The 21,937-nt window shown below is 63.3% G+C and carries 23 protein-coding genes; 13 read left to right on the top strand and 10 right to left on the bottom strand.

The window, feature by feature from the left end:
• Positions 1 to 239: 239 nt before the first annotated feature.
• The gene (locus X750_RS146625; protein ID WP_023747932.1) at positions 240 to 443 is read right to left on the bottom strand and encodes a hypothetical protein; all 204 of its coding nucleotides are present in this window, start codon (positions 441 to 443) and stop codon (positions 240 to 242) included.
• Positions 444 to 538: 95 nt separating this feature from the next.
• Here X750_RS146625 and X750_RS146620 point away from each other — a divergent pair, with 95 nt between their 5' ends.
• The 3 genes from X750_RS146620 to X750_RS146610 all read left to right on the top strand — a co-directional run bounded on the left by X750_RS146620 (position 539) and on the right by X750_RS146610 (position 3,167).
• Positions 539 to 1,453: a LysR substrate-binding domain-containing protein gene (locus X750_RS146620; RefSeq protein ID WP_023687096.1), complete on the top strand. Its 915-nt coding sequence runs from the start codon at positions 539 to 541 to the stop codon at positions 1,451 to 1,453.
• 85 nt (positions 1,454 to 1,538) lie between these two features.
• The gene (locus X750_RS146615; protein WP_023747933.1) at positions 1,539 to 2,795 is read left to right on the top strand and encodes an aminopeptidase; all 1,257 of its coding nucleotides are present in this window, start codon (positions 1,539 to 1,541) and stop codon (positions 2,793 to 2,795) included.
• Positions 2,796 to 2,810: 15 nt separating this feature from the next.
• On the top strand, positions 2,811 to 3,167 hold the full coding sequence (locus X750_RS146610; RefSeq protein WP_023745515.1) for a DUF488 domain-containing protein: 357 nt from the start codon (positions 2,811 to 2,813) through the stop codon (positions 3,165 to 3,167).
• 138 nt (positions 3,168 to 3,305) lie between these two features.
• On the opposite strand, the gene X750_RS146605 is transcribed toward X750_RS146610, so the two are convergent.
• Positions 3,306 to 3,653 carry an ArsC family reductase gene (locus tag X750_RS146605; protein ID WP_023687095.1) on the bottom strand — a complete coding sequence of 116 codons (348 nt, stop codon included), beginning with the start codon at positions 3,651 to 3,653 and terminating at the stop codon, positions 3,306 to 3,308.
• A gap of 165 nt (positions 3,654 to 3,818) precedes the next feature.
• On the opposite strand from X750_RS146605, the gene X750_RS146600 reads away from it, so the two are divergent.
• Together X750_RS146600 and X750_RS146595 are read left to right on the top strand one after the other, a co-directional pair.
• Positions 3,819 to 4,175: a metalloregulator ArsR/SmtB family transcription factor gene (locus X750_RS146600; RefSeq protein WP_023687094.1), complete on the top strand. Its 357-nt coding sequence runs from the start codon at positions 3,819 to 3,821 to the stop codon at positions 4,173 to 4,175.
• On the top strand, positions 4,172 to 4,651 hold the full coding sequence (locus X750_RS146595; protein ID WP_023716130.1) for an SRPBCC family protein: 480 nt from the start codon (positions 4,172 to 4,174) through the stop codon (positions 4,649 to 4,651). Before X750_RS146600 ends, X750_RS146595 begins: the two co-directional genes overlap by 4 nt.
• Before the next feature lie 89 nt (positions 4,652 to 4,740).
• Here X750_RS146595 and X750_RS146590 read toward each other — a convergent pair whose 3' ends face one another.
• Positions 4,741 to 5,094 (bottom strand): nuclear transport factor 2 family protein, encoded by a 354-nt coding sequence (locus X750_RS146590; RefSeq protein ID WP_023684393.1) that lies wholly within the window; start codon positions 5,092 to 5,094, stop codon positions 4,741 to 4,743.
• A 186-nt stretch (positions 5,095 to 5,280) separates the two neighbouring features.
• On the opposite strand from X750_RS146590, the gene X750_RS146585 reads away from it, so the two are divergent.
• Positions 5,281 to 5,985: an SOS response-associated peptidase gene (locus X750_RS146585; RefSeq protein WP_023745516.1), complete on the top strand. Its 705-nt coding sequence runs from the start codon at positions 5,281 to 5,283 to the stop codon at positions 5,983 to 5,985.
• 440 nt (positions 5,986 to 6,425) lie between these two features.
• Here the strand turns inward: X750_RS146585 and X750_RS146580 are convergent, their stop codons facing one another.
• The 6 genes from X750_RS146580 to X750_RS146555 all read right to left on the bottom strand — a co-directional run bounded on the left by X750_RS146580 (position 6,426) and on the right by X750_RS146555 (position 12,589).
• Positions 6,426 to 7,511 carry an ABC transporter ATP-binding protein gene (locus X750_RS146580; protein WP_023745517.1) on the bottom strand — a complete coding sequence of 362 codons (1,086 nt, stop codon included), beginning with the start codon at positions 7,509 to 7,511 and terminating at the stop codon, positions 6,426 to 6,428.
• Positions 7,501 to 8,100: a cupin domain-containing protein gene (locus tag X750_RS146575; protein ID WP_023745518.1), complete on the bottom strand. Its 600-nt coding sequence runs from the start codon at positions 8,098 to 8,100 to the stop codon at positions 7,501 to 7,503. The genes X750_RS146580 and X750_RS146575 overlap by 11 nt, the downstream gene beginning before the upstream one ends.
• A gap of 281 nt (positions 8,101 to 8,381) precedes the next feature.
• Positions 8,382 to 9,488 (bottom strand): ABC transporter substrate-binding protein, encoded by a 1,107-nt coding sequence (locus X750_RS146570; protein WP_023668506.1) that lies wholly within the window; start codon positions 9,486 to 9,488, stop codon positions 8,382 to 8,384.
• Between the two features lie 18 nt (positions 9,489 to 9,506).
• Positions 9,507 to 10,337 (bottom strand): ABC transporter permease, encoded by an 831-nt coding sequence (locus tag X750_RS146565; protein ID WP_023745519.1) that lies wholly within the window; start codon positions 10,335 to 10,337, stop codon positions 9,507 to 9,509.
• Positions 10,334 to 11,215: an ABC transporter permease gene (locus X750_RS146560; RefSeq protein WP_023747934.1), complete on the bottom strand. Its 882-nt coding sequence runs from the start codon at positions 11,213 to 11,215 to the stop codon at positions 10,334 to 10,336. Before X750_RS146560 ends, X750_RS146565 begins: the two co-directional genes overlap by 4 nt.
• Positions 11,216 to 11,311: 96 nt before the next feature.
• Positions 11,312 to 12,589: an FAD-binding oxidoreductase gene (locus tag X750_RS146555; protein WP_023747935.1), complete on the bottom strand. Its 1,278-nt coding sequence runs from the start codon at positions 12,587 to 12,589 to the stop codon at positions 11,312 to 11,314.
• Positions 12,590 to 12,765: 176 nt separating this feature from the next.
• Between X750_RS146555 and X750_RS146550 the strand changes: the two genes are divergently transcribed.
• The 7 genes from X750_RS146550 (at position 12,766) to X750_RS146520 (ending at position 20,913) form a co-directional block, all read left to right on the top strand.
• Positions 12,766 to 13,923, top strand: a complete 1,158-nt coding sequence (locus X750_RS146550) for a fumarylacetoacetate hydrolase family protein (RefSeq protein WP_023747936.1) — start codon at positions 12,766 to 12,768, stop codon at positions 13,921 to 13,923.
• Between the two features lie 137 nt (positions 13,924 to 14,060).
• Positions 14,061 to 15,605 carry a sugar ABC transporter ATP-binding protein gene (locus X750_RS146545; protein WP_023747937.1) on the top strand — a complete coding sequence of 515 codons (1,545 nt, stop codon included), beginning with the start codon at positions 14,061 to 14,063 and terminating at the stop codon, positions 15,603 to 15,605.
• Positions 15,602 to 16,630, top strand: a complete 1,029-nt coding sequence (locus X750_RS146540; RefSeq protein ID WP_198020353.1) for an ABC transporter permease — start codon at positions 15,602 to 15,604, stop codon at positions 16,628 to 16,630. The genes X750_RS146545 and X750_RS146540 overlap by 4 nt, the downstream gene beginning before the upstream one ends.
• A 296-nt stretch (positions 16,631 to 16,926) precedes the next feature.
• A complete protein-coding gene (locus tag X750_RS146535) occupies positions 16,927 to 17,859 on the top strand; it encodes a substrate-binding domain-containing protein (RefSeq protein ID WP_023687083.1) in 933 nt (310 codons plus the stop codon).
• Positions 17,860 to 17,968: 109 nt separating this feature from the next.
• Positions 17,969 to 18,955 carry an ABC transporter permease gene (locus tag X750_RS146530; RefSeq protein WP_023668514.1) on the top strand — a complete coding sequence of 329 codons (987 nt, stop codon included), beginning with the start codon at positions 17,969 to 17,971 and terminating at the stop codon, positions 18,953 to 18,955.
• Between the two features lie 4 nt (positions 18,956 to 18,959).
• The gene (locus tag X750_RS146525) at positions 18,960 to 19,754 is read left to right on the top strand and encodes an ATP-binding cassette domain-containing protein (RefSeq protein WP_023747938.1); all 795 of its coding nucleotides are present in this window, start codon (positions 18,960 to 18,962) and stop codon (positions 19,752 to 19,754) included.
• Positions 19,755 to 19,890: 136 nt separating this feature from the next.
• Positions 19,891 to 20,913, top strand: coding sequence for a LacI family DNA-binding transcriptional regulator (locus X750_RS146520; protein ID WP_023668516.1), 1,023 nt, complete (start codon positions 19,891 to 19,893; stop codon positions 20,911 to 20,913).
• A gap of 335 nt (positions 20,914 to 21,248) precedes the next feature.
• Here X750_RS146520 and X750_RS146515 read toward each other — a convergent pair whose 3' ends face one another.
• Entirely contained in the window at positions 21,249 to 21,830 is a 582-nt protein-coding gene (locus tag X750_RS146515; protein WP_023668517.1) for a TetR/AcrR family transcriptional regulator, read from the bottom strand.
• Between the last annotated feature and the right edge of the window lie 107 nt (positions 21,831 to 21,937).

A 21,937-nucleotide genomic window follows, 5' to 3' on the forward strand; every position in this document is an offset into this window, starting at 1 on the left:
ATCGGTCCATTCTGTTACCTATCTATCCGGTTCGGACACCGGCACCTTCTCCCCGTATAGTGACGGGGAGAAGGGGGACCGTGTGCCTCGGCGCCCTTGCCCGCAGGGCTGGTGATTGGCGAAACCTTGGGCGCCGGCGACCTTTCTCCCCGTCACTTACGGGGAGAAATGCCCGGCATGGCAATGAGCGGCAGCGCTGGGCCGACAGTATCGCCTTCCCAGTTACCGCGTCCGCGATTTCAGCGGCAGCCTGCTTGCGCCGTCTCGTATGCAGTGCGGCGCGCCGTCAGGCGAAACGGCATGTCGCCGAGTTCGCGCTCCGACATGGTGTCGAGCACGGGATGCGACAGCGGATCGGTCACCCAATTGAGGACATCCCCGTCAGGGCGCCGCCGCGTGTAGCCGGCGGCAAAGACTTTGAGCAATGATACGATCGTCACCATCCTCGCCTCCTCGGTCTGGTTGTCTTTGCTAGAATCTGCCCTGTGTCGCCGTCTTTCAATTGAGATTTCGGCCGCGCCGGTTTAGAAAAACTGGAATGGCCATGCTGAACCGCGTCCATCTCAACGGCTTGCGCGCCGTCGAAACCGTCGCCCGCCTCGGCTCGCTGGCGGCGGCTGCCGGCGAGCTCAACGTCTCCGTCAGCGCCGTCAGCCAGCAGATCAACCGCACCGAAAAGCAGCTTGGACAGGCGCTGTTCGAACGAACGGCGAGCGGGCTGGTGCTGACCGAGTTCGGCACGGTTTTTTCCGCCCGGCTTGGCGCCGGTTTTCGCGAGCTGGCGCAAGCGGTGGCGCTGGCCGACGAGGCAAGCCAATGCACGCTGGTGGTTTCGGTGGCGCCGGCCTTCGCTTCGAAATGGCTGCTGCCGCGATTGTCGCGGCATTTCGACCGCCATCCCAACGTGCTGCTGCGCATCGACGCCTCGGTGCGGCTGGCCGATCTCGAGCGCTCCGACATCGACATCGCCATCCGGCTTGGCGACGGCAAATGGCCGGGCGGCCGGGCGGAACTTTTGTTGGCGCAGGAAGTCTTTCCGGTCTGCGCGCCGGTGATCGCCAAGAAACTGAAGTCGATCGAAGACCTGGCGCAGACCTGCGCCATCACCGACGAACGGGCGATGATCAACTGGGAGAGCTGGTTCAAGGCTGCCGGGGCCGAGCCGGTCAGCTTCCGCAAGGGCGCGCGCTTCACCGACCCGATGCTGTGCCTGGAATCGGCGATCGCCGGCCATGGCGTCATGCTCGGCTGGCAATTGCTGGCCGCCGATGCGCTGGCCGACGGCCGCCTCGTCGCGCCTTTCGGCGTGCGGGCGCAGAGCGGCCTCGGCTACTGGCTGGTGACCTCGGCGACCAAGACCGAAAGCCGCAAGGTGCGCGATTTCAAGATCTGGATCCGCGAGGAAATCGCGGCGACCGTGGCGCAGTTTAGCGCGCTGGAAAGCGCTGCCTAGGGCTGTCCGTCGCGACGGTGCTGGAAAGGACAGCCGCGCCGGCCTATGTTGGAACTCTCACTCCCGGACCAAGGCAGGCAGGATCATGACCACACATTCGCGCGGCGTTTCCGCAACGATCGACCCGGTGAAGCTCGACAGGCTGGCGGAAGTCGCCATCAAGGTCGGGCTGCAATTGCAGCCGGGGCAGGATCTGGTGCTGACCTCGTCGATCGCCGCACTGCCGCTGACCAGGCGCATCGTCGAGCACGCTTACAAGGCGGGCGCCGGGCTGGTAACGCCGATCTTCAACGATGACGAGATCACGCTGGCGCGCTTCCGCTACGGCGCGGATGCCGGCTTCGACCGCGCCGCCGGCTGGATGTATGAAGGCATGGCGAAGGCCTTTTCCAACAATGCGGCGCGGCTTGCCGTGCGCGGCGAGGACCCGTCGCTGTTGTCGGCGCAGGACCCGGCGAAAGTGGCGCGCGCCAACAAGGCGAACTCGATGGCCTACCAGCCGGCGCTGGAAAAGATCACCGGCTTCGACATCAACTGGAACATCGTCGCCTACCCGGATCTCGCCTGGGCAAAACAGGTCTTCCCCGGCGATGCCGACGATGTCGCCGTGGTGAAGCTCGCCGATGCGATCTTTTCGGCATCACGGGTCGATGTGGAAGACCCGATCGCAAACTGGACGGCGCACAATGCAGCGCTGCGCGGCCGCACAAAGTGGCTGAACGAGCACAATTTCCATGATCTGCATTTCAGCGGCCCGGGCACCGACCTCACCGTCGGGCTGGCCGATGGCCATGAATGGATGGGCGGCGCCTCGACTGCCAAGAACGGCGTCACCTGCAATCCGAACATCCCGACCGAGGAGGTCTTCACCACGCCGCATGCACGGCGCGTCTCCGGCCGTGTATCCTCGACCAAGCCGCTGTCCTACCAGGGCACGCTGATCGACGATATCTCGGTGCGTTTCGAAGAGGGCAGGATCGTCGAGGCCAAGGCTTCGAAGGGCGAGGACGTGCTGAAGAAAGTGCTCGACACCGACGAGGGTTCGCGCCGGCTCGGCGAGGTGGCGCTGGTGCCGCATTCCTCGCCGATCTCGGCCAGCGGCCTGCTGTTCTTCAACACGCTGTTCGACGAGAACGCCGCCTGCCACATCGCGCTCGGGCAGTGCTATTCAAAATGCTTCGTCGACGGCGCCTCGCTCACCCAGGACGAAATCGCCCAGCGCGGCGGCAACAAGAGTTTTATCCACATCGACTGGATGATCGGCTCCGACAAGATCGACATAGACGGCGTGCACAAGGATAGCCGCAAGGTGCCGGTGATGCGCAAGGGTGAGTGGGCGTAAGCTCGCGGAGGGCGGATGGGTTTCGACCTGACGGTCAAGCGAATTTACGAAGCACCCGCGCCCGATGACGGGCAGCGGGTGCTGGTTGATCGCATCTGGCCGCGCGGCATCAGCAAGGAGGATGCCGCGCTGACGCTGTGGCTGAAGGAGATCGCGCCGAGCGATGAATTGCGGAGGTGGTTCGGACATGAGCCGGCGCGATGGGCGGAGTTTCAGGTGCGGTATTCGGTCGAGCTGGATGGGAATAGAGAAGCGGTGGCGAAACTGCGTGGCTTGCTCGGCAAGGCCAAGGTGACGCTGCTTTATAGCGCACATGACGAGGCGCATAACAATGCGGTGGCGTTGGCGGGGTATTTGCGCTGGACGGGTTGAGAGACAGCGAACCGCTGCATACGCCGCAAGCGAAAGCCTGCACAATTAGCGATCGCCCTCCACGCGTTCGTCATCCTTGGGTCTGCGCTGCGTCGCTTCGCTCCTTGCTACGCCATAGGCTGACGAGGCAAGGCTACGCTACTTCACCACCCCTTCATAAGCCTCCGGCTTGAACCCCACCAAAATCTCATCCCCGACCTCGAGCACCGGGCGCTTGATCATCGTCGGGTTGGCCAGCATCAGCTTCCTGGCCTTCTTCTCGTCGAGCCCTTGCTTGTGCTTGTCGGGCAGTTCGCGGAAGGTCGTGCTGCCCTTGTTGAGCAGCTTTTCCCAGCCAACCTTGCCGATCCATCCATCCAGTCTGCCCACCTCTATCCCCTCGGCCCGGTAGTCGTGAAAACGGTAAGGCACATCGTGGCCCTCCAGCCAGGTGCGCGCCTTCCTGATCGTGTCGCAGGTGGTGATGCCGTACATGGTGATCGTCAAAACGCACTTCCCTTGGGCTGGTGGTCGAATCCGCCGGACAGCCTAAAACCGTCCTTCCCGCTTTGCCAGCACCCCGGTCACATCAGCCCATTTTTAGGGCTTGCCAATACTAAGGAATTTTCCTAAGTATCTTTCCATACCCGTCGACGGACCTCAGGATCGCCCATGCCAAGCCTCCACGCCCCAACTACAAGTCTCCCGCCGATCGACGGCATCTTCCGCGCGCTGGCTGACCCGACGCGGCGGCGCGTGGTCGAGCGGTTGAACCGCAGTCCGGCCTCGGTCAGCGAGTTGGCGCAGCCTTTCGAGATGGCGCTGCCTTCCTTCATCGAGCATCTGAAAGTGCTGGAAGGCTGCGGACTGGTGCGATCGGAAAAAATCGGCCGCACCAGGACCTATCAGCTGGCGCCCGAACCGCTGCAGCTCGCCGAAAACTGGCTGGCCGAACAGCGCACGCTGTGGGAGCGCCGACTCGATCAATTCGACGCCTATGTGATGAGCCTCAAGGAGCAAGAAAAGTGAGCTATCCCTTCAAGCCCGACCCCAGACTGGACCTGACTCTGGAGCGCAAGCTCGACGCGCCGCGCGAACTCTTGTGGAGCGCGATGACGGTGCCGGAGCATGTCAAGCAATGGTTCACGCCCAAGCCCTGGCTGATCACCGATTGCGAGATCGACCTTCGTCCGGGCGGACTGTTCCGGACGCGCATGCAATCGCCCGACGGCAAGGAGGTCAACGACCGCCATTGCTGCTATCTCGAGATCGTGCCGAACGAGCGGCTGGTGTGGACCGATGCGCTGCTGCCGGGCTATCGGCCCTCGGGCGAGCCCTTCATCACCGCAGTCATTTCGCTTCAGTCGGATGACAAGGGCACGCGCTACACGGCAACGGCCATCCATCGCGACCAGGCTACCCGCAACAATCATGAAGAGATGGGGTTCTTCGACGGCTGGGGCACGGTGGCCGATCAGTTGGCGCAGTATGTGAAGACCATTTGAGCTCTTCCCACTGCGGCCAGGACTTTGTCCCGGCCGCCTGGTTTTTGGGTCGTGCAGCGAAGCGCGCCGGAACCCGACGGCACCCGGGCTCAGTAGTAGAAGCGCTCTTCGGTGATCTTGCCGTTCTTGACCGTGTACAGGCCAACCTCGTCCATGGTGACCCGTTCGCCGGTGGCCTTGGGCGTTATGTCGAACTTGAAGCGCACCGCGAACTGGTCGCCGTTGACATAGGGGCCTTCGACAGAGCCGCCATGGACTTCGTGGTTCTCTTGCCACCATTCGCCCTTTTGCCTGAGAGCCTCCTTGCCACGGGCGATGGCCATCGGCCCCTCCATGGCTTCGAGGCTGACGATATCATCGGCATTGTACTTTTCACCAGCACCCAGGTGATCCCCCTGCTGGAGCATTTCAGTGAAATCCTTGGCAACATCCGCGATGGTCATGTGTGTTCCTCCTGTTCAGACTGGTTTGAAGTAGGGAAGCGCTTGCCGGCCCGCCACCTTTACCCGCACGACAGCTGACAAGGTGTGTCAGGACGATGATATAGCGCGGCTGTGTGACGACGATTGCGGCGGCGTCGGACAGCGACTTCGGTTGCAGACAAAAGCCAATTCCGCAATGCTGGGTGCATGTGCAACCTCTACAACATCACGACGACGCAAGAGGCGGTCCGCCAATGGACCCGCACATTGCGCGATATCAGCGGCAACCTCGAACCTTCGCTTGATGTCTATCCCAATCAACCTGGGCTTGTCGTTCGCAACAGGACGGATGGGGAGCGTGAACTGGCGAAACTGCTTTGGGGTTTGCCAACGCCGCCCGAGCGCATGAAAGGTAAGGCCGACTACGGCACCACCAACGTTCGCAATCCGCAATATTCGCACTGGCAGCAATATGTGGGCGTCGAGCACAGATGTGTCGTGCCGGTGACCAGCTTTGCCGAGCCCAGCCCTGCGGCGAACGATAAAGACCCGGAAACAGGAATCCAGCGAAATTACTGGTTTGCCCGTGGCGAGAGCCGGCCGCTGTTCTTCTTCGCTGGTTTCTGGATGTCTTGGCAGGGCCTGCGAAAGGTCAAGGACGGTCCCGGCGACTTCGAGCTATACGCCTTCATGACCACCAAGCCTAATGCTCTCATTGCGCCGATACATGAGAAGGCTATGCCCGTGATCCTCACCACGCCGGAGGAAACCGAGGCTTGGCTGACGGCGCCATGGTCGGAAGCACGGCGTTTGCAGCGGACGGCGCCCAACGACGCGTTGGTGATCGTTGAGAAGCCAGCCACACAGATCAAGTTCCCACCACAGGCCCCGGCCCAAGGGTCTCTGTTTTAGCCCGAAATCGGCTCTCCTCAATCGTCGTCTCGCCAGATTACCCGGCGAACCATGCGGATTTCGACAAGACGTCTGACGCGAATTTTAAGGCGTTCAGCAGCGCTTGGCAGAATGATGCCTGCATCGAGCTCACGACCTTTGCAGCGCTCGCACCGCATGTGCCGCTCCACATCCCAAAAGGGGATATCACCAACCAGCTTTGCGAGATCGCCAGGCAGATAGTGTCGAGTGATGTTGCAGTTCCGACATCGAACACGAATTAGCTGCCCGACTTCATGCGCCAAGCAGAGGGTTTGCACATTTCGGCGCGGTCGGGTGCTTAGTTCGGGCATCCCGCAAAGTAGGAATATGTTCCTTTGCGAGTCAATTCACACTTAATTCCACCTTGGCGATCTTCACAGCAGGTTAAATCCAACCGTCGATGATGGGATTGGGTTGGATCAGCTTGGCAGCATAGGGCAGTTGGCACCACGGCGCAGGCTGATATGCGCCACGTCGCCGACGCTGAATTGAAAGCCCTCGGCCTGGCGCGGCGCATCGATCACCACCGGCAATCCCTGCCCGAGCTCAGCATGCAGCCGCAGCGTGCGGCCGTGGAAGACGATGGAGTTGACGCGCGCCGGCGCGGTGCCGGCGGCGGCATCGGTGGTGGCCAGCAAGTCCTCGGGGCGAACGCCGATGGTGCGCTCAGTGCCTTCGCCGGGCGTGTCGCCGGTTTCGGATGTTGCCTCCAGCGAGAGCCCGCCGGCGGCAAAGCGCAGGCGGTCGCCATCGCGGCCGATGAAGCGCGATTGCAGCAGGTTCATCGTGCCGATGAAGCTCGCGACGAATTTCGTCGCGGGCCGGTCGTAGAGCGTGGCCGGCGGCGCGATCTGTTCGATGCGGCCCTTGTTCATGACGACGATGCGGTCGGAGATCGACAGCGCTTCGGTCTGGTCGTGGGTGACCATGACGAAGGTGGTGCCGAGCCGCGACTGCAGCCGCTTCAGTTCGACCTGCATCTGTTCGCGCAGATGCGCATCGAGCGCCGACAGCGGCTCGTCGAGCAACAGCACGCGCGGCTCGCAGACGATGGCGCGGGCGAGCGCGACGCGCTGGCGCTGGCCACCCGACAGTTCGGAAACGCGGGCGCCGAGCTTGTCGGCGAGGCCGACCATGTCGAGGGCTTCGCGGACGCGCTTTGCCTGCTCGGCGCCGGACAGTTTGCGCAGCGACAGGCCGAAGCCGACATTCTCGGCGACGTTCATATGCGGGAACAGCGCATAATCCTGGAACACGGTGTTGACGGGACGCTCGAAGGGCCTCAGCGCGGTGATGTCGCGACCATCGAGCAGCACCTTGCCGCCCGAGGGGCTTTCGAAACCGGCAATGACGCGCAGGCTGGTGGTCTTGCCGCAGCCCGACGGCCCGAGCAGCGTGATGAACTCACCGCTGATAATAGCGAGATCGACGGCATCGAGCCCGACAATGCCGCCGGGGAAAACCTTCGAGACCGTGTCCAGCCGCACCAGGGCGTCAGGCGCCATCGCGCACCTCCGAGGGTTTGGTGGTGTTGACCCAGAGGATCTGGCAAGGCTCGGTGCCGGGATTGCGGAAGGCGTGCAGAAGCGTGCTCTTGAAGGCAAAGGAGTCGCCGCTCTTCAGCACGTATTTTGTCGAGTCCACCACCAGTTCGACCTCGCCCGAGACGACATAGCCGAATTCGTGGCCGATATGCGCATAGGCTTCCGCCGTGCCGCCATCGGCTTCCACCGTCACCAAGAGGCCGGTCAGCGCCGCGCCCGGCGGCGACAGCAGCGCCTTGGCGATGCCTTCCGACTTGACCGGGAGCTGCCGCCTTTTGTCGGCGCGCACGCAATAGAGATCGTTGGCGGCTTCGTTGCCGTCGGTGATCAGCGCCGAAGGCTCGATGTCGAGCGCGGCCGCAAGCGGCCAGATCACCTTGACGCGCAGCGAAGACAGGCCGCGCTCGATCTGGCTCAGCGCACCGATGGAGACGCCGGCTTTTGCTGCCAGCTCGGCCAACGACAAATTGCGCTCCAGCCGCAGCGCCCGCACGCGCCGGCCGACGCGAATGTCGGCGTCGGCCTTTGGTTTCGCTTCAAGCATGTCCATCAGTTGGTCCTTGTTGCAGTCTTTGGCGCGGCGGCAAGACCCGCGGGCTTCAGGAGATTAGTCACAATTACCTGCCGTCGGCGCTGCCCCTCATTGTCCTGCCGGACATTTCTCCCCGTATAGTGACGGGGAGAAAGCGGCTGGTCGCAAACTCGGCGCCATTTCTGCAACGTTTGCGATTTGCGAAATCGCTGGTGACAGCGCCCCTCTCCCCGTCACTATACGGGGAGAGGATGCCGGCAGGCAGGTGAGGGGCAGCGCAACCGTCGGCGATGGATCCCTCAGCCGCCCGCCTTCACTTTCTCGAACATCTTCGCCACATCGTCGTTCTGCTTCATCGGGCCGGTGAAGATGGTGGTCTTCAGCATCACCTCCGGGTCCGCCGGCAATTGCAGCTTGTCCAGTTCGTCCTTCGCCACGCCGGCGAAGGCGGTGCTGAGCGAGCTGCCATAGCCGTAGGCCTGGATCAGGTACTTACCCGAGTCGGCGTCGAGCCGGCTGTTGATGAAGTCATAGGCGAGGTCGACGTTTTTGGCGTCCTTGAGCATGACGAAGCCGCAGGCCCAGGTCAGCATGCCCTCCTTCGGCTTCATGAACTCGACCGGCACGCCCTGCTTCTTCAGCGAGGTTGCCGACGCGTTCCAGGTCATGGCGGCGACCAGCTGGCCGCTGGCCAGCGCCTGTTCGACCGAGGTCATGTCGGTGGTGTAGTTGGAGAGGAGGGGACGCTGCTCGCGCAACTTTTCCGCCACCTTGTCCATCTGCTCGGGCGTCATGTCGAAGGGGTTTACGCCGGCCAGAAGTGCGGCAACGATCGGGGTGTCATGCACGGCATCGATGGTCGCCATGCGGCCGGCATATTGCTTGTCCCACAGAAGGTTCCAGCTCGCTTCCGGGTTCTTCACCAGATCGGTGCGGTAGAGGATCGAGGTGTTGCCCCAATCCCACGGCACCATCCAGACCTTGCCGTCGCCGGCCTGGATGTCGGGCAGGTTCTTGAACACCGGGAAGATCGAATCCCAGTTCTTGATGCGCTTGGTATCGATCGGCTGCAGCAGGCCTTCCTTGTTCCAGCGCGCCACCTTGTCGTAGCAGGGATGGGCGATATCGGGGCGGAAGCCGGCCTTGACCTTGGTGAAGGCATCGTCGTCGTCGCCGAAGATCGAGGCCTCGACGCCATCGGGATGGGCCGTCAGGAAGCTCTTGTTGAAGTCGGGCAGTTCATAGCCGGACCAGGTGAAATATTGCAGCTTGTCGGCGGCGAAGGCGACAGTCGACGACAGGACGATTGCAAGCGCGGCAAGCCCGGTGCGGGCTGTCTTTGCAGTGATCGATTTCGGGCCAGTGATCGATTTCAGCCCAGTAATTGATTTCGGGTCGAATGCCATTTCGGTTCTCCTCTTTTGTTATGGTTCAGGCTGGACTGGTGGGCGCCGNCGGGCTGTGCTCAGCCCGCGATGGCGCAGGATTTCGGCGATGCCGGCGATGATGACGGACACAGCAAGGATAGCTGTCCCCAGCGCCATCACGGTCGGCAGCGAGCGAGGAAAACGCAGTTGGCTCCAGATGTAGAGCGGCAGCGTCGGCTCGGTGCCGGCGAGGAAGAAGACGACGATGAACTCGTCGAAGGAAATCAGAAAGGCCAGCATGAAGGCCGAGACGATGGCCGGCAGCGAGAGCGGCAACATCACCCGCCGGAAGGTCGTCCAGTCGGAAGCGCCGAGATCGAGTGCGGCCTCGCGAATGGTTTTCGGAATTGCGGCAAACCGGCCGCGCATGATCACCACGGTGGTCGGCAGCGCCACCAGCATGTGGCCGAGAACGATGGCGATGCGCGACGGGCCGAGGCCGATGAGATTGACGAGGATCAGCAACGATATGCCGACGATGACGCCGGGGATCAGGATCGGCAGCCTGGAGATGGCGCTGATGGTGGCGGCGAGCGGCGAACGACCGTAGAGGTCCATATAGGAGACGGTGATGCCGCAGAGCGTGGCGCCGGCGGCGGCCACGACGCCAATGACGAGACTGTTCAAAAGCGCGTCGGACAGCGCCGGATTGCCATAGAGCGTGGCATACCATTCGAGCGTGAAGCCCTGCAGCGGAAACGCGGCCTGGATGGAGTTGTTGAAGGAAAACAGCGGGATCAACAGCACCGGCAGATAGAGGAAGACGAGATAGGCAAGCACATAGACGCCGAGCCAGCCGCGGCCATCATCTCTCCGCGCCGCGCTCATGTGCGGCTGCCGAATTTGCGGTCGGCGCCGCGTGCGACCAGCACCACGCAGAGGATGACCAGCATCACGCAGACTGAAAGTGCCGCCCCGAACGGCCAGTCATTGGCCTTGCCGAACTGCGACTGGATCAATGTGCCGATCATGGTGCTGGCGGGACCGCCGACCATGGCCGGGGTGACATAGTCGCCGACCGTCGGCACAAAGACGACGAGGGCGGCCGCCAGAACGCCCGGCATCGAATTGGGCAAGACGACGCGGCGAAACGCCGTGAACGGTCTGGCGCCGAGATCGGAGGCGGCTTCGAGCAGTGATTTCGGGATGGTGTCCAGCGCCACATAGATCGGCAGGATGGCGAAGGGCGCATAGGCATGCGCCAGCGTGACGACCACCGCCGCCGGCGTGTTGAGGAAGGCCAGCGTCGGCTCCGACCAGATGCCGCTTTCGATCAGCGCCGAGTTCAAGACGCCGTTGTAGGCGAGCACGATCTTCCAGGCGAAGACGCGCAGGAGATAGCTGGTCCAGAACGGCAGGGTCACCAGAAACAAAAGCAGGCTGCGGCGGCGGCCGGCATAGAAAGCGAGATAGTAGGCGACGGGATAGGCGGTGACGACGGTCGCCAGCGTCACCAGGCCGGCGATCACCAGCGAGCGCAGCGTCACCGTCCAGTAGAGCGGATCGGAGACCACGGTGATGAAGTTGCCTGCCGTGAAGCCGGCGCCGAGCAGCGAACCGTCATTGCCGCGAAGTGAGAGGAAGAGCACAAGGCCAAGGGCAAACAGGATCAGGAACAAGGTGACCAGCCCGCCCGGCAGCAACATGGCGAAGCGGAAGCCTCGGGACGACCCTGCCGGCGCTTCTGTTGCAACGATGCTCGACATCGGACTGCTCAACGGAAATATGAAATCGGCTTAGCTTTTTTCATATTTGTGAAACTGTCAAGCTGAATCCACGAGGCCTAGGCGACCGGCACCCAATCAGCGCTCGAAGGCGTCGAGCATCCGGTACCAGGCGATGGTCGCGGCGACGCCGACCTGGCGGAAGGCGTGGAACGGGATCGGCCGGACCGGCGACAGCGGGAACGGCAATTGATTGACATCGCCGCCCGCGAGGTAGCCCGCCATGCGTTTTCCCAGCGCGGTCATCAGGCCGACGCCCCTGCCCTGGCAACCAACCACGGCGAGCAGGCCCTTTTCCGGCTCATGGATGTGCGGCAGGTGATCCGGTGTCATCGCCACGCGGCCGAACCAGCGCTTCTCGATGACGACATCGGAGAGCGCCGGATAGAGCCGCACCAGCGCGTGCTGCAGATGCGCCCAGTCGGCCTCGCTCCTCGGCCGCGCCATGCGGCCGCGGCCGCCAAGCACCAGATGGCCGTCGGCTGTTTTGCGGTAGTAGACGAGAATGCGCCTGGAGTCGGACACCGCCTGCCCTTCCGGCAGGATCGTCGCCGCAAGGTTGGATGACAGCGGCGCGGTCGCGACCTGGAAGGAATGCAGCGGCACGATCGTTTCCGCGAGGCCCGGAAGCAGTCCATCGGTATAGGCGTTCGTCGCCAGGACAACCGCTTTCGCCCGCACCTCGGCGCCGCTTTCGGTTGAGACACGCCAAAGGCCGGCCTCCTTGCGGAGTTTCACCACCTTCTGCCGCTCGGCAATGCTGGCGCCGGCGGCGGCGGCGATGCGCGCCAGTTCCACTGTATAGGCGAGCGGATCGATGATGCCGGCGCGGCGGTCGAGCCAGCCGCCGAGATAGCCTTGCGCGCCGGTCATATCGGCGATCTCGCTTTCATTCAGAAGCCGGACATCGGCGCCACGCGCCCGCCATTGACCATCCCTGTTCGCCGCCGCTTTCAATGCGGTTTCGGTATGCGCGGCCTGGATCCAGCCCTTGCGGGTGAGCGGCACCGCCAGCTTTTCGTCGCGGATGAGATCGAACACCGTATCCGCCGCCGAGGCGGCGAAATCGACCAGCGCTTGGCCACGCTCGGGGCCGAAATGCTCGAGCAGCCATTCGGGATCATATTTCAGGCCGGGAATGACCTGGCCGCCATTGAGGCCCGAGGCGCCCTGGCCGATCTCGCCAGCCTCCAGCACCTGTACACCGAGACCGAGCCGGGCTGCGTGCAAGGCGGTCGACAGGCCCATGAAGCCGCCGCCGACGATGGCAACGTCGACCGGCGCAGTGACGAGCAACTGGAAGGCGGATGCGGTCTGCGGCTTCTGCCAGATCGGAACGGAAAACGGTGCGGGCAAGGCTTCACCTGGAGTATGCGGAAAATGAAAATACTAGTGCCAGTTTCATTTTTTTGAAAGGGCGGGCCTCATGTCAGAACCGACAATTGCCTGCGCCACGGGATAGACCTTTGGCGTGAATCCGGTGAAAGTGCAGCGGCCCAGCTGCCATCTCGATCATCAAAGGACCGTAAGCCATGACGAACCCAACGCAGCTTCCCGCCGACGGGCTCTTCATCGGCCGAGCCAGGGCAAGCGATGCCTCGCATCCGCTGGTGGTCACCGTGCGCGACGGCATCGTTTTCGACGTCACCTCGACCACCGCACCCACAGTGCGCGACATCTGCGAGATGGCCGATCCGGCCGGACACGTGCGCTCTGCCAAGGGCGAACCGATCGGCTCGCTCGACGCGATCGCCGCCAACAGTTTTCAGGCCACCCGCGATCCGGCAAAACCCTATCTGCTCTCGCCTGTCGACCTGCAGGCGGTGAAGGCGTCGGGCGTGACCTTCGTGGTCAGCCTGCTCGAACGCGTCATCGAGGAGCAGGCGCGCGGCTCGGCGGAAAAGGCCGACGCCATCCGCGCCGACATTGCCGGGCTGATCGGCCACGATCTGTCGAAGCTGAAGCCCGGCTCGCCTGAGGCGATGGAGATCAAGGCCAAGCTCATCCAGCGCGGCGCCTGGTCGCAATATCTGGAAGTCGGCATCGGCCCCGACGCCGAGATCTTCACCAAATGCCAGCCGATGGCGTCCGTCGGCTTCGGCGCCGATGTCGGGCTGCATCCTGTCTCCACCTGGAACAACCCCGAGCCGGAGATCGCCATGATCGCCGCCAGCACCGGCAAGATCGTCGGCGCGACCATCGGCAACGACGTCAATCTGCGCGACGTCGAGGGACGCTCGGCGCTGCTGCTCGGCAAGGCCAAGGACAACAATGCCTCGGCCTCGCTTGGGCCCTTCATCCGGTTGTTCGACGCAAGCTTTTCCATCGACGATGTCAAGCGCGCCACGGTGGGGCTGAAGGTCGAGGGCGAGGACGGGTTTTCGCTGGAGGGCGCGAGCTCGATGGCCGAGATCAGCCGTTCGCCCGAAGAGCTGGTCGCGGCCGCCATGGGGCCGCACCACCAGTATCCCGACGGCTTGGCGCTTTATCTCGGCACCATGTTCGTGCCGTCGAAGGATCGCGGCGAGAAGGGCAAGGGATTCACCCACAAGATCGGCGACATCGTCACCATCTCGTCGGAGAAATTCGGCGCGCTGGTGAACCGCGTGCTTCTGTCGCCCGATTGCCCGCACTGGACCTACGGCGCCAGCCATCTCATGCGGGACCTCGCCAAGGCCGACCTGATCTGATTTCGGAGCAGCGGGACGAACGGATAGCCGATAAACGTTCGCATCCGGTCCCTGTAAGCCGTTTGTTAGCGGAATCCGGGTGACTGTATCGGAAATTCGCTCCAGGATCGGGGCGCGGTCTGTGGGGGCCGAATCGCATGCTCGGTTTGCCGATGATATCGGTGCGCAATCTCGCCATGCGTTATGGCGGCGTTGTCGCGCTCAGGGATATGAACCTGTCTGTCGGACAGGGGACCATCCATGCTGTCGTCGGTGAAAGCGGCGCCGGAAAGTCGACGCTGGTGAAGGTGCTTGCCGGCGTGCTCCGGCCCAACAGCGGCACCATCCGCGTCGGCGACCAGATCGTCACCGTCGACAGCCCGATCGCTGCACGCAAGCACAGCTTCGGCGTCGTCCACCAGGGGCTCGGCCTGTTTGCCGACCGCTCGGTGCTGGCCAATCTGTTCGTCAATCGCGAGCCGTTGCGCAATGGCTTCGTCTCCAGGCGCGAAATGGAGGCACGCAGCCGCACCTTGCTTCGGCAACTCAAGCTCGACGTCGATGTCCACGCTCCTGTGGGACAACTCGGCATGGGCGAACGGCATTATGTCGAACTCGGCCGCGCAATTCTGGAAGGCCCGAGGCTGCTGATCCTCGATGAACCGAATTCTGCGCTCGACCGGCGCCAGACCGAGCACCTGTTCACCGTACTAAGTGACCTCAAGGCCAAGGGCACGAGCGTGCTCTATGTCTCGCACCGGCTGGAGGACGTGTTTGCGATCGCAGACCAGGTCACCGTGATGCGCAACGGCCGTGACGTGCTGACAAGTGAGCGCTCGGCGTTGAGCGAAGCCGATGTGATCGACGCCATGATCGGCCAGCAGCGCGGCAGCCTGTTCCCGCCTGCACTGCCGGCCAATGCCAGCACGATAAGGCCGCGGATCACGGTGGAGGGTCTGAGCGGCGGCCGGATTTCCGGCGTCAGCTTCACCGCCCGCTCCGGCGAGATCCTCGGCTTGGCCGGGCTTGAGGGGTCGGGCGTTGAAGACCTGTTCGAGATGCTGTTTGGCCTGCGCGAGGCGCAAAGCGGCAGGGTGCGGCTCCCCGACGGCTACGGCTTGCCTGGAAATCCGACCGAAGCGGCGCGGCGCGGCATCGGCCTGGTGCCGGCCAACCGCCTGTGCAACGGCCTGATGCCCGACCGGTCGCTGGCCTTCAACATAGGCAACATCGCTACCGGCGCCCGCAACTGGGGGTCGCGCCGCTACTCGCCCAAGGCCGCGATCGCCGCCGCCGCAAGGCAGATCGATGCGCTGCGCATCAAGGGCCTGCCGGACGCGCCGGTGAATTCGCTGCTGGCCGGCGATCAGCAGAAGATCGTAGTCGCCAAATGGCTGGAGACGGCGCCGCAAGTGCTGCTCCTAGACAATCCGGCTGGCGGTATCGAGTCGGCTGCCAAGCGCAAGATCTATGCGCTGATCCGGCAGATGGCGGCCAATGGCTGTATCGTTTTGCTGCGTTCGGTCGAGCCGTCCGAACTGACCAACCTCAGCAACCGCGTCCTTGTCTTCCACCGCGGCCGGGTCGCCGGCGAGCTGTCCGGCGCCGAGATGAAGCGAAGGACAGTGCTGCAACTGACCACCACCGGCGAGATGCCGGAGGCGGAGCGGCCGAAAAAGAAACTCGTGGGAGCCATGGCATGACACGATTGGATCCCATGCTACAGCTTGCCGGTTCGGCTGCCCACCCGAAGCGCAGCCTTCACCTGCCCGTCGAACTCAGGCCGCTCATCGGGCTCGTTGTCCTGGTGGCGATTACAGGCTTTGCCCGGCCGGATTTCCTCGACGAGGCCAATGTGCTGTCGTTGCTGGAAACCGCTGCGTATCCCGGCATGCTGGCGATCGGCATGGTGTTCGTGCTCGCACTCCGCGAGATCGACCTTTCCGTCGGCTGGATATTCCATCTCGCGGCCCTTCTCACCGCATTCCTTCTGGCCGCCGGCATCGACCCGTGGCTTGCCGCCCTTGCCGGCGTGCTGCTCGGCGCCGGGCTCGGCCTCGTCAACGGCCTGCTGGTGGTGGCGCTGCGACGGCCGGCCATCGTCGTTACGCTGGGCACCTTTGCAATGTTCCGGGGCCTGGCGGCGGTGGCCGTCAAGATGCAAGCGACAGCTCCGGCCAGCCCAGGCGGCGACTTCTTTGAGATCGTTCACGGCAAGCTGTTCGGCCTTGTGCCGACGGCTGTCTTTGTCTTCGTCGCAATGGCGGTGGTGCTGCACCTCGTGCTTCACCGCAGCCGCTTCGGCTACCGGATCCAGGCCGTCGGCAGCAATCCGCAGGCGGCGCTCTATGCCGGCATCCCGACAGGTGCTGTGCGGCTGCAGACGCTGGTGCTGATGGGCATCGTCTCGGGGCTGGCGGGCGCGCTGTGGCTTGGCTCTCCCGTTACCGACGTCGACCAAGGCGGCGGTTTCGTGCTGATGGCGATTGCCGCGGCGATCATCGGCGGCACCTCGCTTTCCGGCGGGCGCGGCACCGTCTTCGGTGCGGTGATCGGCATGCTGATCGTCCAGGTCATCTTGAGCGGCGTGACCCTGTTCGGCATCGACGCCGCATGGAGCCCCTTCGTGATCGGCGCGGTGATGGTGCTGGCGCTCGCGCTCGACCGGCTGGACAAGGTGCTGCGCATCCGCCAGGCCGAGCGCTTCCAGGAAAATCCGCGCGCCTGAGTTTAAGCCCCGCCTGCTTGCCGGGAAATATCTCTATCTCTTGGTTGACGCAATTCCGGACGGAAAACCGTTTCACACTTTTCCTGGAATTGCCCTCTAACTGATGCGATCTGATGGGATCGATGATGGCGCGTTGCATCGCGCCACCATCCATTGGGCGGATAGAGGCTTGCCATCGGCCGCAAAAGAAGATGCTCTGCGCATCCGGGTCGGCGCTGGCAGGAGGAGAGGATCAAGGGCATGGCCCGGATCATCGCCGGACGTGGAGGTCGTTTTTCAACATGGGAGGAAAGCAAATGCTGACGAGGCTACGATTACTCGTGCTTGGCTTGATTGTGGCGCTGGCCGTTCCGGCGGCGGCACAGGCCAAGACGTTCTACTGGATTTCACATGGCGGCCCGGCCGACCCGGTCTGGACCTACTTCCTGGCCGGCGCCAAGCAATGGGCGAAGGACACCGGCAACACCGTCAACACCTCGTTCCACAATGGCGACGTTGCCTCGCAGCAGGAGGCCGTGCGCGCCGCGATCTCGGCAAAGGCCGACGGCATCGTCACCACCAGCCCCGATCCGGGCAGCCTGATCGAAATCGCCAAGGAAGCCAACACGGCCAAGATCCCGATCATCAACTTCAACACGCCCGATCCCAAGGCAAGCTTCGACGCCTATGTCGGCGGCGACAACGTCACCTTCGGCAAGCACTGGGCGCAATATCTGGTCGACAAGGGCCTGGTGAAGAAGGGCGACTTCGTCTGGATGCCGGTCGAAATCCCCGGCGCCACCTACGGCGTCCAGGAAGAGGAAGGCATCAAGAGCGTCTTCGAACCGCTGGGGATCACCTATGAGATCACCGAAGCGACCCTCGACCAGGCCGAAGCCATCAACCGCATGGTCGACTATCTCACCGCCAACAAGGCCAAGGTCAAGGCAATCATCGGCCTCGGCGATCTGGTCACCGGCTCGATCAAGCGGGTGTTCGACCAGGCCGGCATCAAGCCGGGCGAAATCCCGGTCGTCGGCTGGGGCAACTCGCTCGACACCACCCAGGAAGTGCTGACCGGCTACGTCAATGCCGGCCAGTGGCAGGACCCGCAGGCGACCAGCTACGTCGCGCTGTCGCTGGCCAACATGGCGGCGTCAGGCATTCCTCCGGGCTTCAACGTCATCACCGGCGCGCTCTATGAAAAGGACACCGCGCAGGTCTACGACGACATCCTGTCGGGCAAATAACCCAGACCTTCAACAGTCGCGGCCGCAGCCGCGGTCGCGACTGTCTTTTCGCCGAGCCCTTCGCGTTGCGCGCTGGGCTCAGCCTTCCCCTTCCTGTCGCAGGTTATCAGTGGAAAACCGTTCGCTCATCCAACGCCTGATCGCGAGGCCGGAATTCGGGCCCTTCGTTCTGCTCATCGTCGAAATCGCGGTGTTCTGGAGCATCAACCACGATTTCCTGTCGCCGCAGAACATCTCCAACACGCTGGCCTTCACCGTCGAGCTCGGGCTGATCGCGCTGGCGATGACGCTGTTGATGACGTCGGGTGAATTCGATCTGTCGGTCGGCTCGCTGTTCGGCTTTTCGCCGGTGCTGATGTGGACGCTGTTCAACAGCGGCCTGACCTCGCTGGAGGTCGGCTTCCTCGCCGCGCTGCTGATCGCGGCCTTCATCGGCCTGGTCAATGGCTGGTTCGTCACGCAGCTGAAAATCCCATCCTTCCTGGTGACGCTCGGCATGCTGCTGGTGGTGCGCGGCACCGCGCTGTTCGTCACCGACGGCTTTCCGCAGCGGACGTGGAGCGCCGAGGGCAGCTGGCTGGCCGAAGCGCTGGTCGGTGATTTCTTCATCGGCCCGTTCCGCATCTACATGTCGCTCTTCTGGTTCATCGCGGCGGCCATCGCACTGGGCTACGTGCTGACGCAAAGCCGGACCGGCAACTGGATCCAGGCAGCCGGCGGCAATCCAGGCGCCGCAAGGGCGCGCGGCGTCAACGTCAGCGGCGTCAAGATCGGCCTGTTCGTGCTGTCGTCGGTGATGGCTTCGCTTGCCGGCGTCATCTCGTCGCTGCGCACGTCGGCCGCCAACCCCAACAGCGGCACCGGCTACGAGCTCGAAGTCATCGCCATGGTGGTGATCGGCGGCACGGCGCTGACCGGTGGGCGCGGCACCATCATCGGCACCGTGCTCGGCATCCTCATCCTGCGCGTCATGCGCAACGGCATCGTGCTGATCGGCGTGCCCGGGCTGGCCTACAACATCTTCATCGGCGCCATCATCCTCGGCATGATGGCGCTGCACTCATGGCTGGAACGCCGGCATCAGGCAGGGACCTAGAACCATGGCTGAACCGCTCATCCGCATGTCCAACATCAAAAAGTCCTACGGGCGCGTGCAGGCGCTCGAAGACGCCAATTTTCATGTCAACGAAAGGGAGATCGTCGGCCTGCTCGGCGACAATGGCGCCGGCAAATCGACGCTGATCAAGGTGTTGTCGGGGGCGGTGCCGCTGACCAGCGGCGACATTTTCATCCGCGGCAAGAAGGTCAATCTGCGCAGCACCAGCGACGCCATCGCGCACGGCATCGAGACGATCTACCAGGATTCGGCACTGGTGACGCAGCTGTCGATCGCACGCAACCTGTTCCTCGGCCGCGAGCCGATCAAACCGCCGCGCTTTTTGAACCGCATGGACCAGGAGGCGATGAACAATGTCGCGCGCGACCTGCTGAAACAGGTCGGCATCTCTAAGAACATCCCGCCGACGACGCCGATCGGCTCCCTGTCCGGCGGCGAGCGGCAGGCCGTCGCCATCGCGCGCGCCATGCACTTCGACAGCGACCTGATCATCCTCGACGAGCCGACCAACAATCTCGGCGTCGCCGAGACGCGAGGCGTGCTGAGCTTCGTGCGCAACGCGCGCGATTCCGGGCATTCCTGCATCTTCATCGCCCACAACATCCACCATGTCTTCCAGGTGGTTGACCGCATCGTCGTCATGCGCCGGGGCAAGGTGGTGGCCGACGACATCGACCCGAAGAAGACCAGCGTGGCCGAGGTCGAACGCATCATCACCGGGATGTCGGACAAGGAGATCCGCGACGCCATCATCGAAGGCGGGCCATCGCACGGCTGAACCGTCTTCGCGCCGTCTGGCACGGAAACGCATCCGCTCTAACTCGTTGTAGAGCATGACCTTTTGACAAAACGGTTCCCGTTTGTCCGAGAAAACCGGTTCCCACTTTTCGGGATCATGCTCTATGACTACAGCCATGAAAGCCACCGTTGCCGACATAGCCAGGAGCTGCGGCCTGTCGACCGCGACCGTCGACCGGGTTCTGAACAACCGGGCCGGCGCGAGCGCCGCCAACCGCCAACGGGTGATGGAGGCGGCCAAGCAGCTCGGCTATTTGCCGGTGGTCGATCAGGTGACGCTGCCGTCGCGGCCGGCGCATCTTGAATTCTTCCTGCCGATCGGCGCCAACGGTTTCATGATCGACCTCGCCGGGCACATCGAGGACTATGCGGGGCGCCTGCCGCTGGTCGCCTCGTGCCGGATCCACAATCTCGGCGGCATCTCGCCGGCAGCGCTGCAGGCGGCGGTTGAAAATCTGTCGCTGAAGGCCAATGGCGTCGGCGTCATTGCCGTCGATCATCCGCGAACGCGCAACATATTGCGCGATGTGGTCGAGGCAGGCATCCGCCTTGTCACGCTGGTCTCCGACGTTCCAGCCGCCCCGCGTTCGGCCTATGTCGGCATCGACAACCGGGTTGCCGGACGCACGGCGGCGCTGTTGATGGGGCGCTTCCTCAATGGCCGCCAGGGTCATCTGGCGATGGTCGTCGGCTCGCGTTCCTATCGCGGGCACGAGGAGCGCGAGATGGGCTTTCGGTCGGTGCTGACAGAGGAATTCCCCAATCTCACGGTCTCGAGTGCGGTCGAGATCAATGACGAACCGGAGGGCAGCTACACCGCAACGATGCAGGCGCTGCACAACGAGCCGGAACTGCTCGGCATCTATTGCGTCGGCGCCGGGCGCTCAGGTGTGGCGAGAGCGCTGCTCGAGGCCAAGCCAAAGAAGAAGCCGGTCTTCATCTGCCACGACCTGACCAAGGAAACGCGCGGCTATCTCGTCGACGACCTCGCCGATGTCGTCATCGACCAGAATGCGCGGCTGATCGCGGAGCAATCTGTGATCCGCCTGCTTGGCTCGATCGCATCCGCCGCGCCATACCTGACGAAGAAGTTCATCGAGCCACGGCTGATCTTCAAGGAAAACGTGCCGGTGCAGTGAAGTCGCGCCGTGGCGGTTTGTCCGATTTGTACGACAAGTCGGGGTAGATGCCGCAAATCTGCACAGCAGCCATGCAACTTTCATTGTTGCCGAATCATTGGGCAACTCGTACTCATCTGGGTGTCGGCCATCTACTCCTCCCAGATGCGATGCCGACGCTGAGCGCGGTGCACCTCCTCCCGCATCTCGTTCGAAATCGGCCCGCTGCCACCTCCTCCCGGCAGCGGGCTTTTTTCATTCTCAAATGAATCTAAATTAGAGTTGACGGGCAAGTTCGGAGAATAGCCAAAAGCCCCGCCGGATGATGGGGACTCCTCAACTCCGAAAGCTGGAATTCAGCGCGCCCTGAAAGAGCTGATCAGGCCTTCAGCCATGCGCACGAACTGCGTGCTGGGGCCTTGGCAGCCCATGGTCTGCACGCTGACGCGCGCCCCTTCGAACAGCAGCGACAGCGTATCGGCCAGAAGCTCGGCCTGACCGATGCCCGCATCCCGGCACAGCGCAACGAGGCGATCGCGCTGAGCGCTCTTGAGCTCCTTGATCACGCTCCTGGCGGGATGGTCCGGCTCGGTCAATTCGGCGGCGGCATTGGCCATGTCGCAGCCGCGACCGTCAGCCGCCAGGCAAGCAGCGGCCATGCGAATCCAGGCATGCAACTGGGCGAGCTTGTCGCCGGGATGCTCAGCCTCGAATTGGTCCCACATCGCGGCGCCTTTAGCCGCCGACGCGCGCAGGCACTGGACGATCAGTTCGTCCTTGGACTCAAAATGACGGTAGAGCGTCATCTTGTTGGTGCCGGCGGCTTCCGTGATGGCGTCGACACCGACGCCCTTGATGCCATGCTTGTGAAACATGTCCTGCGCCGTCTCCAGGATTCGATCCCGGGGGCGCACACGATCAGTAATGCCGTCTGCCATCGCAGTCTCCTTGTCTCCCTAAAAATTCGGTTCACCTCTTGACTAGGGTGTTACCGGTCTGTAACTATCCGAATGTTACTTACTGGTAACACCTATGTGGCCTTCCG

This window comes from Mesorhizobium sp. LNJC391B00, assembly GCF_000502535.1.
Lineage (GTDB): Bacteria > Pseudomonadota > Alphaproteobacteria > Rhizobiales > Rhizobiaceae > Mesorhizobium.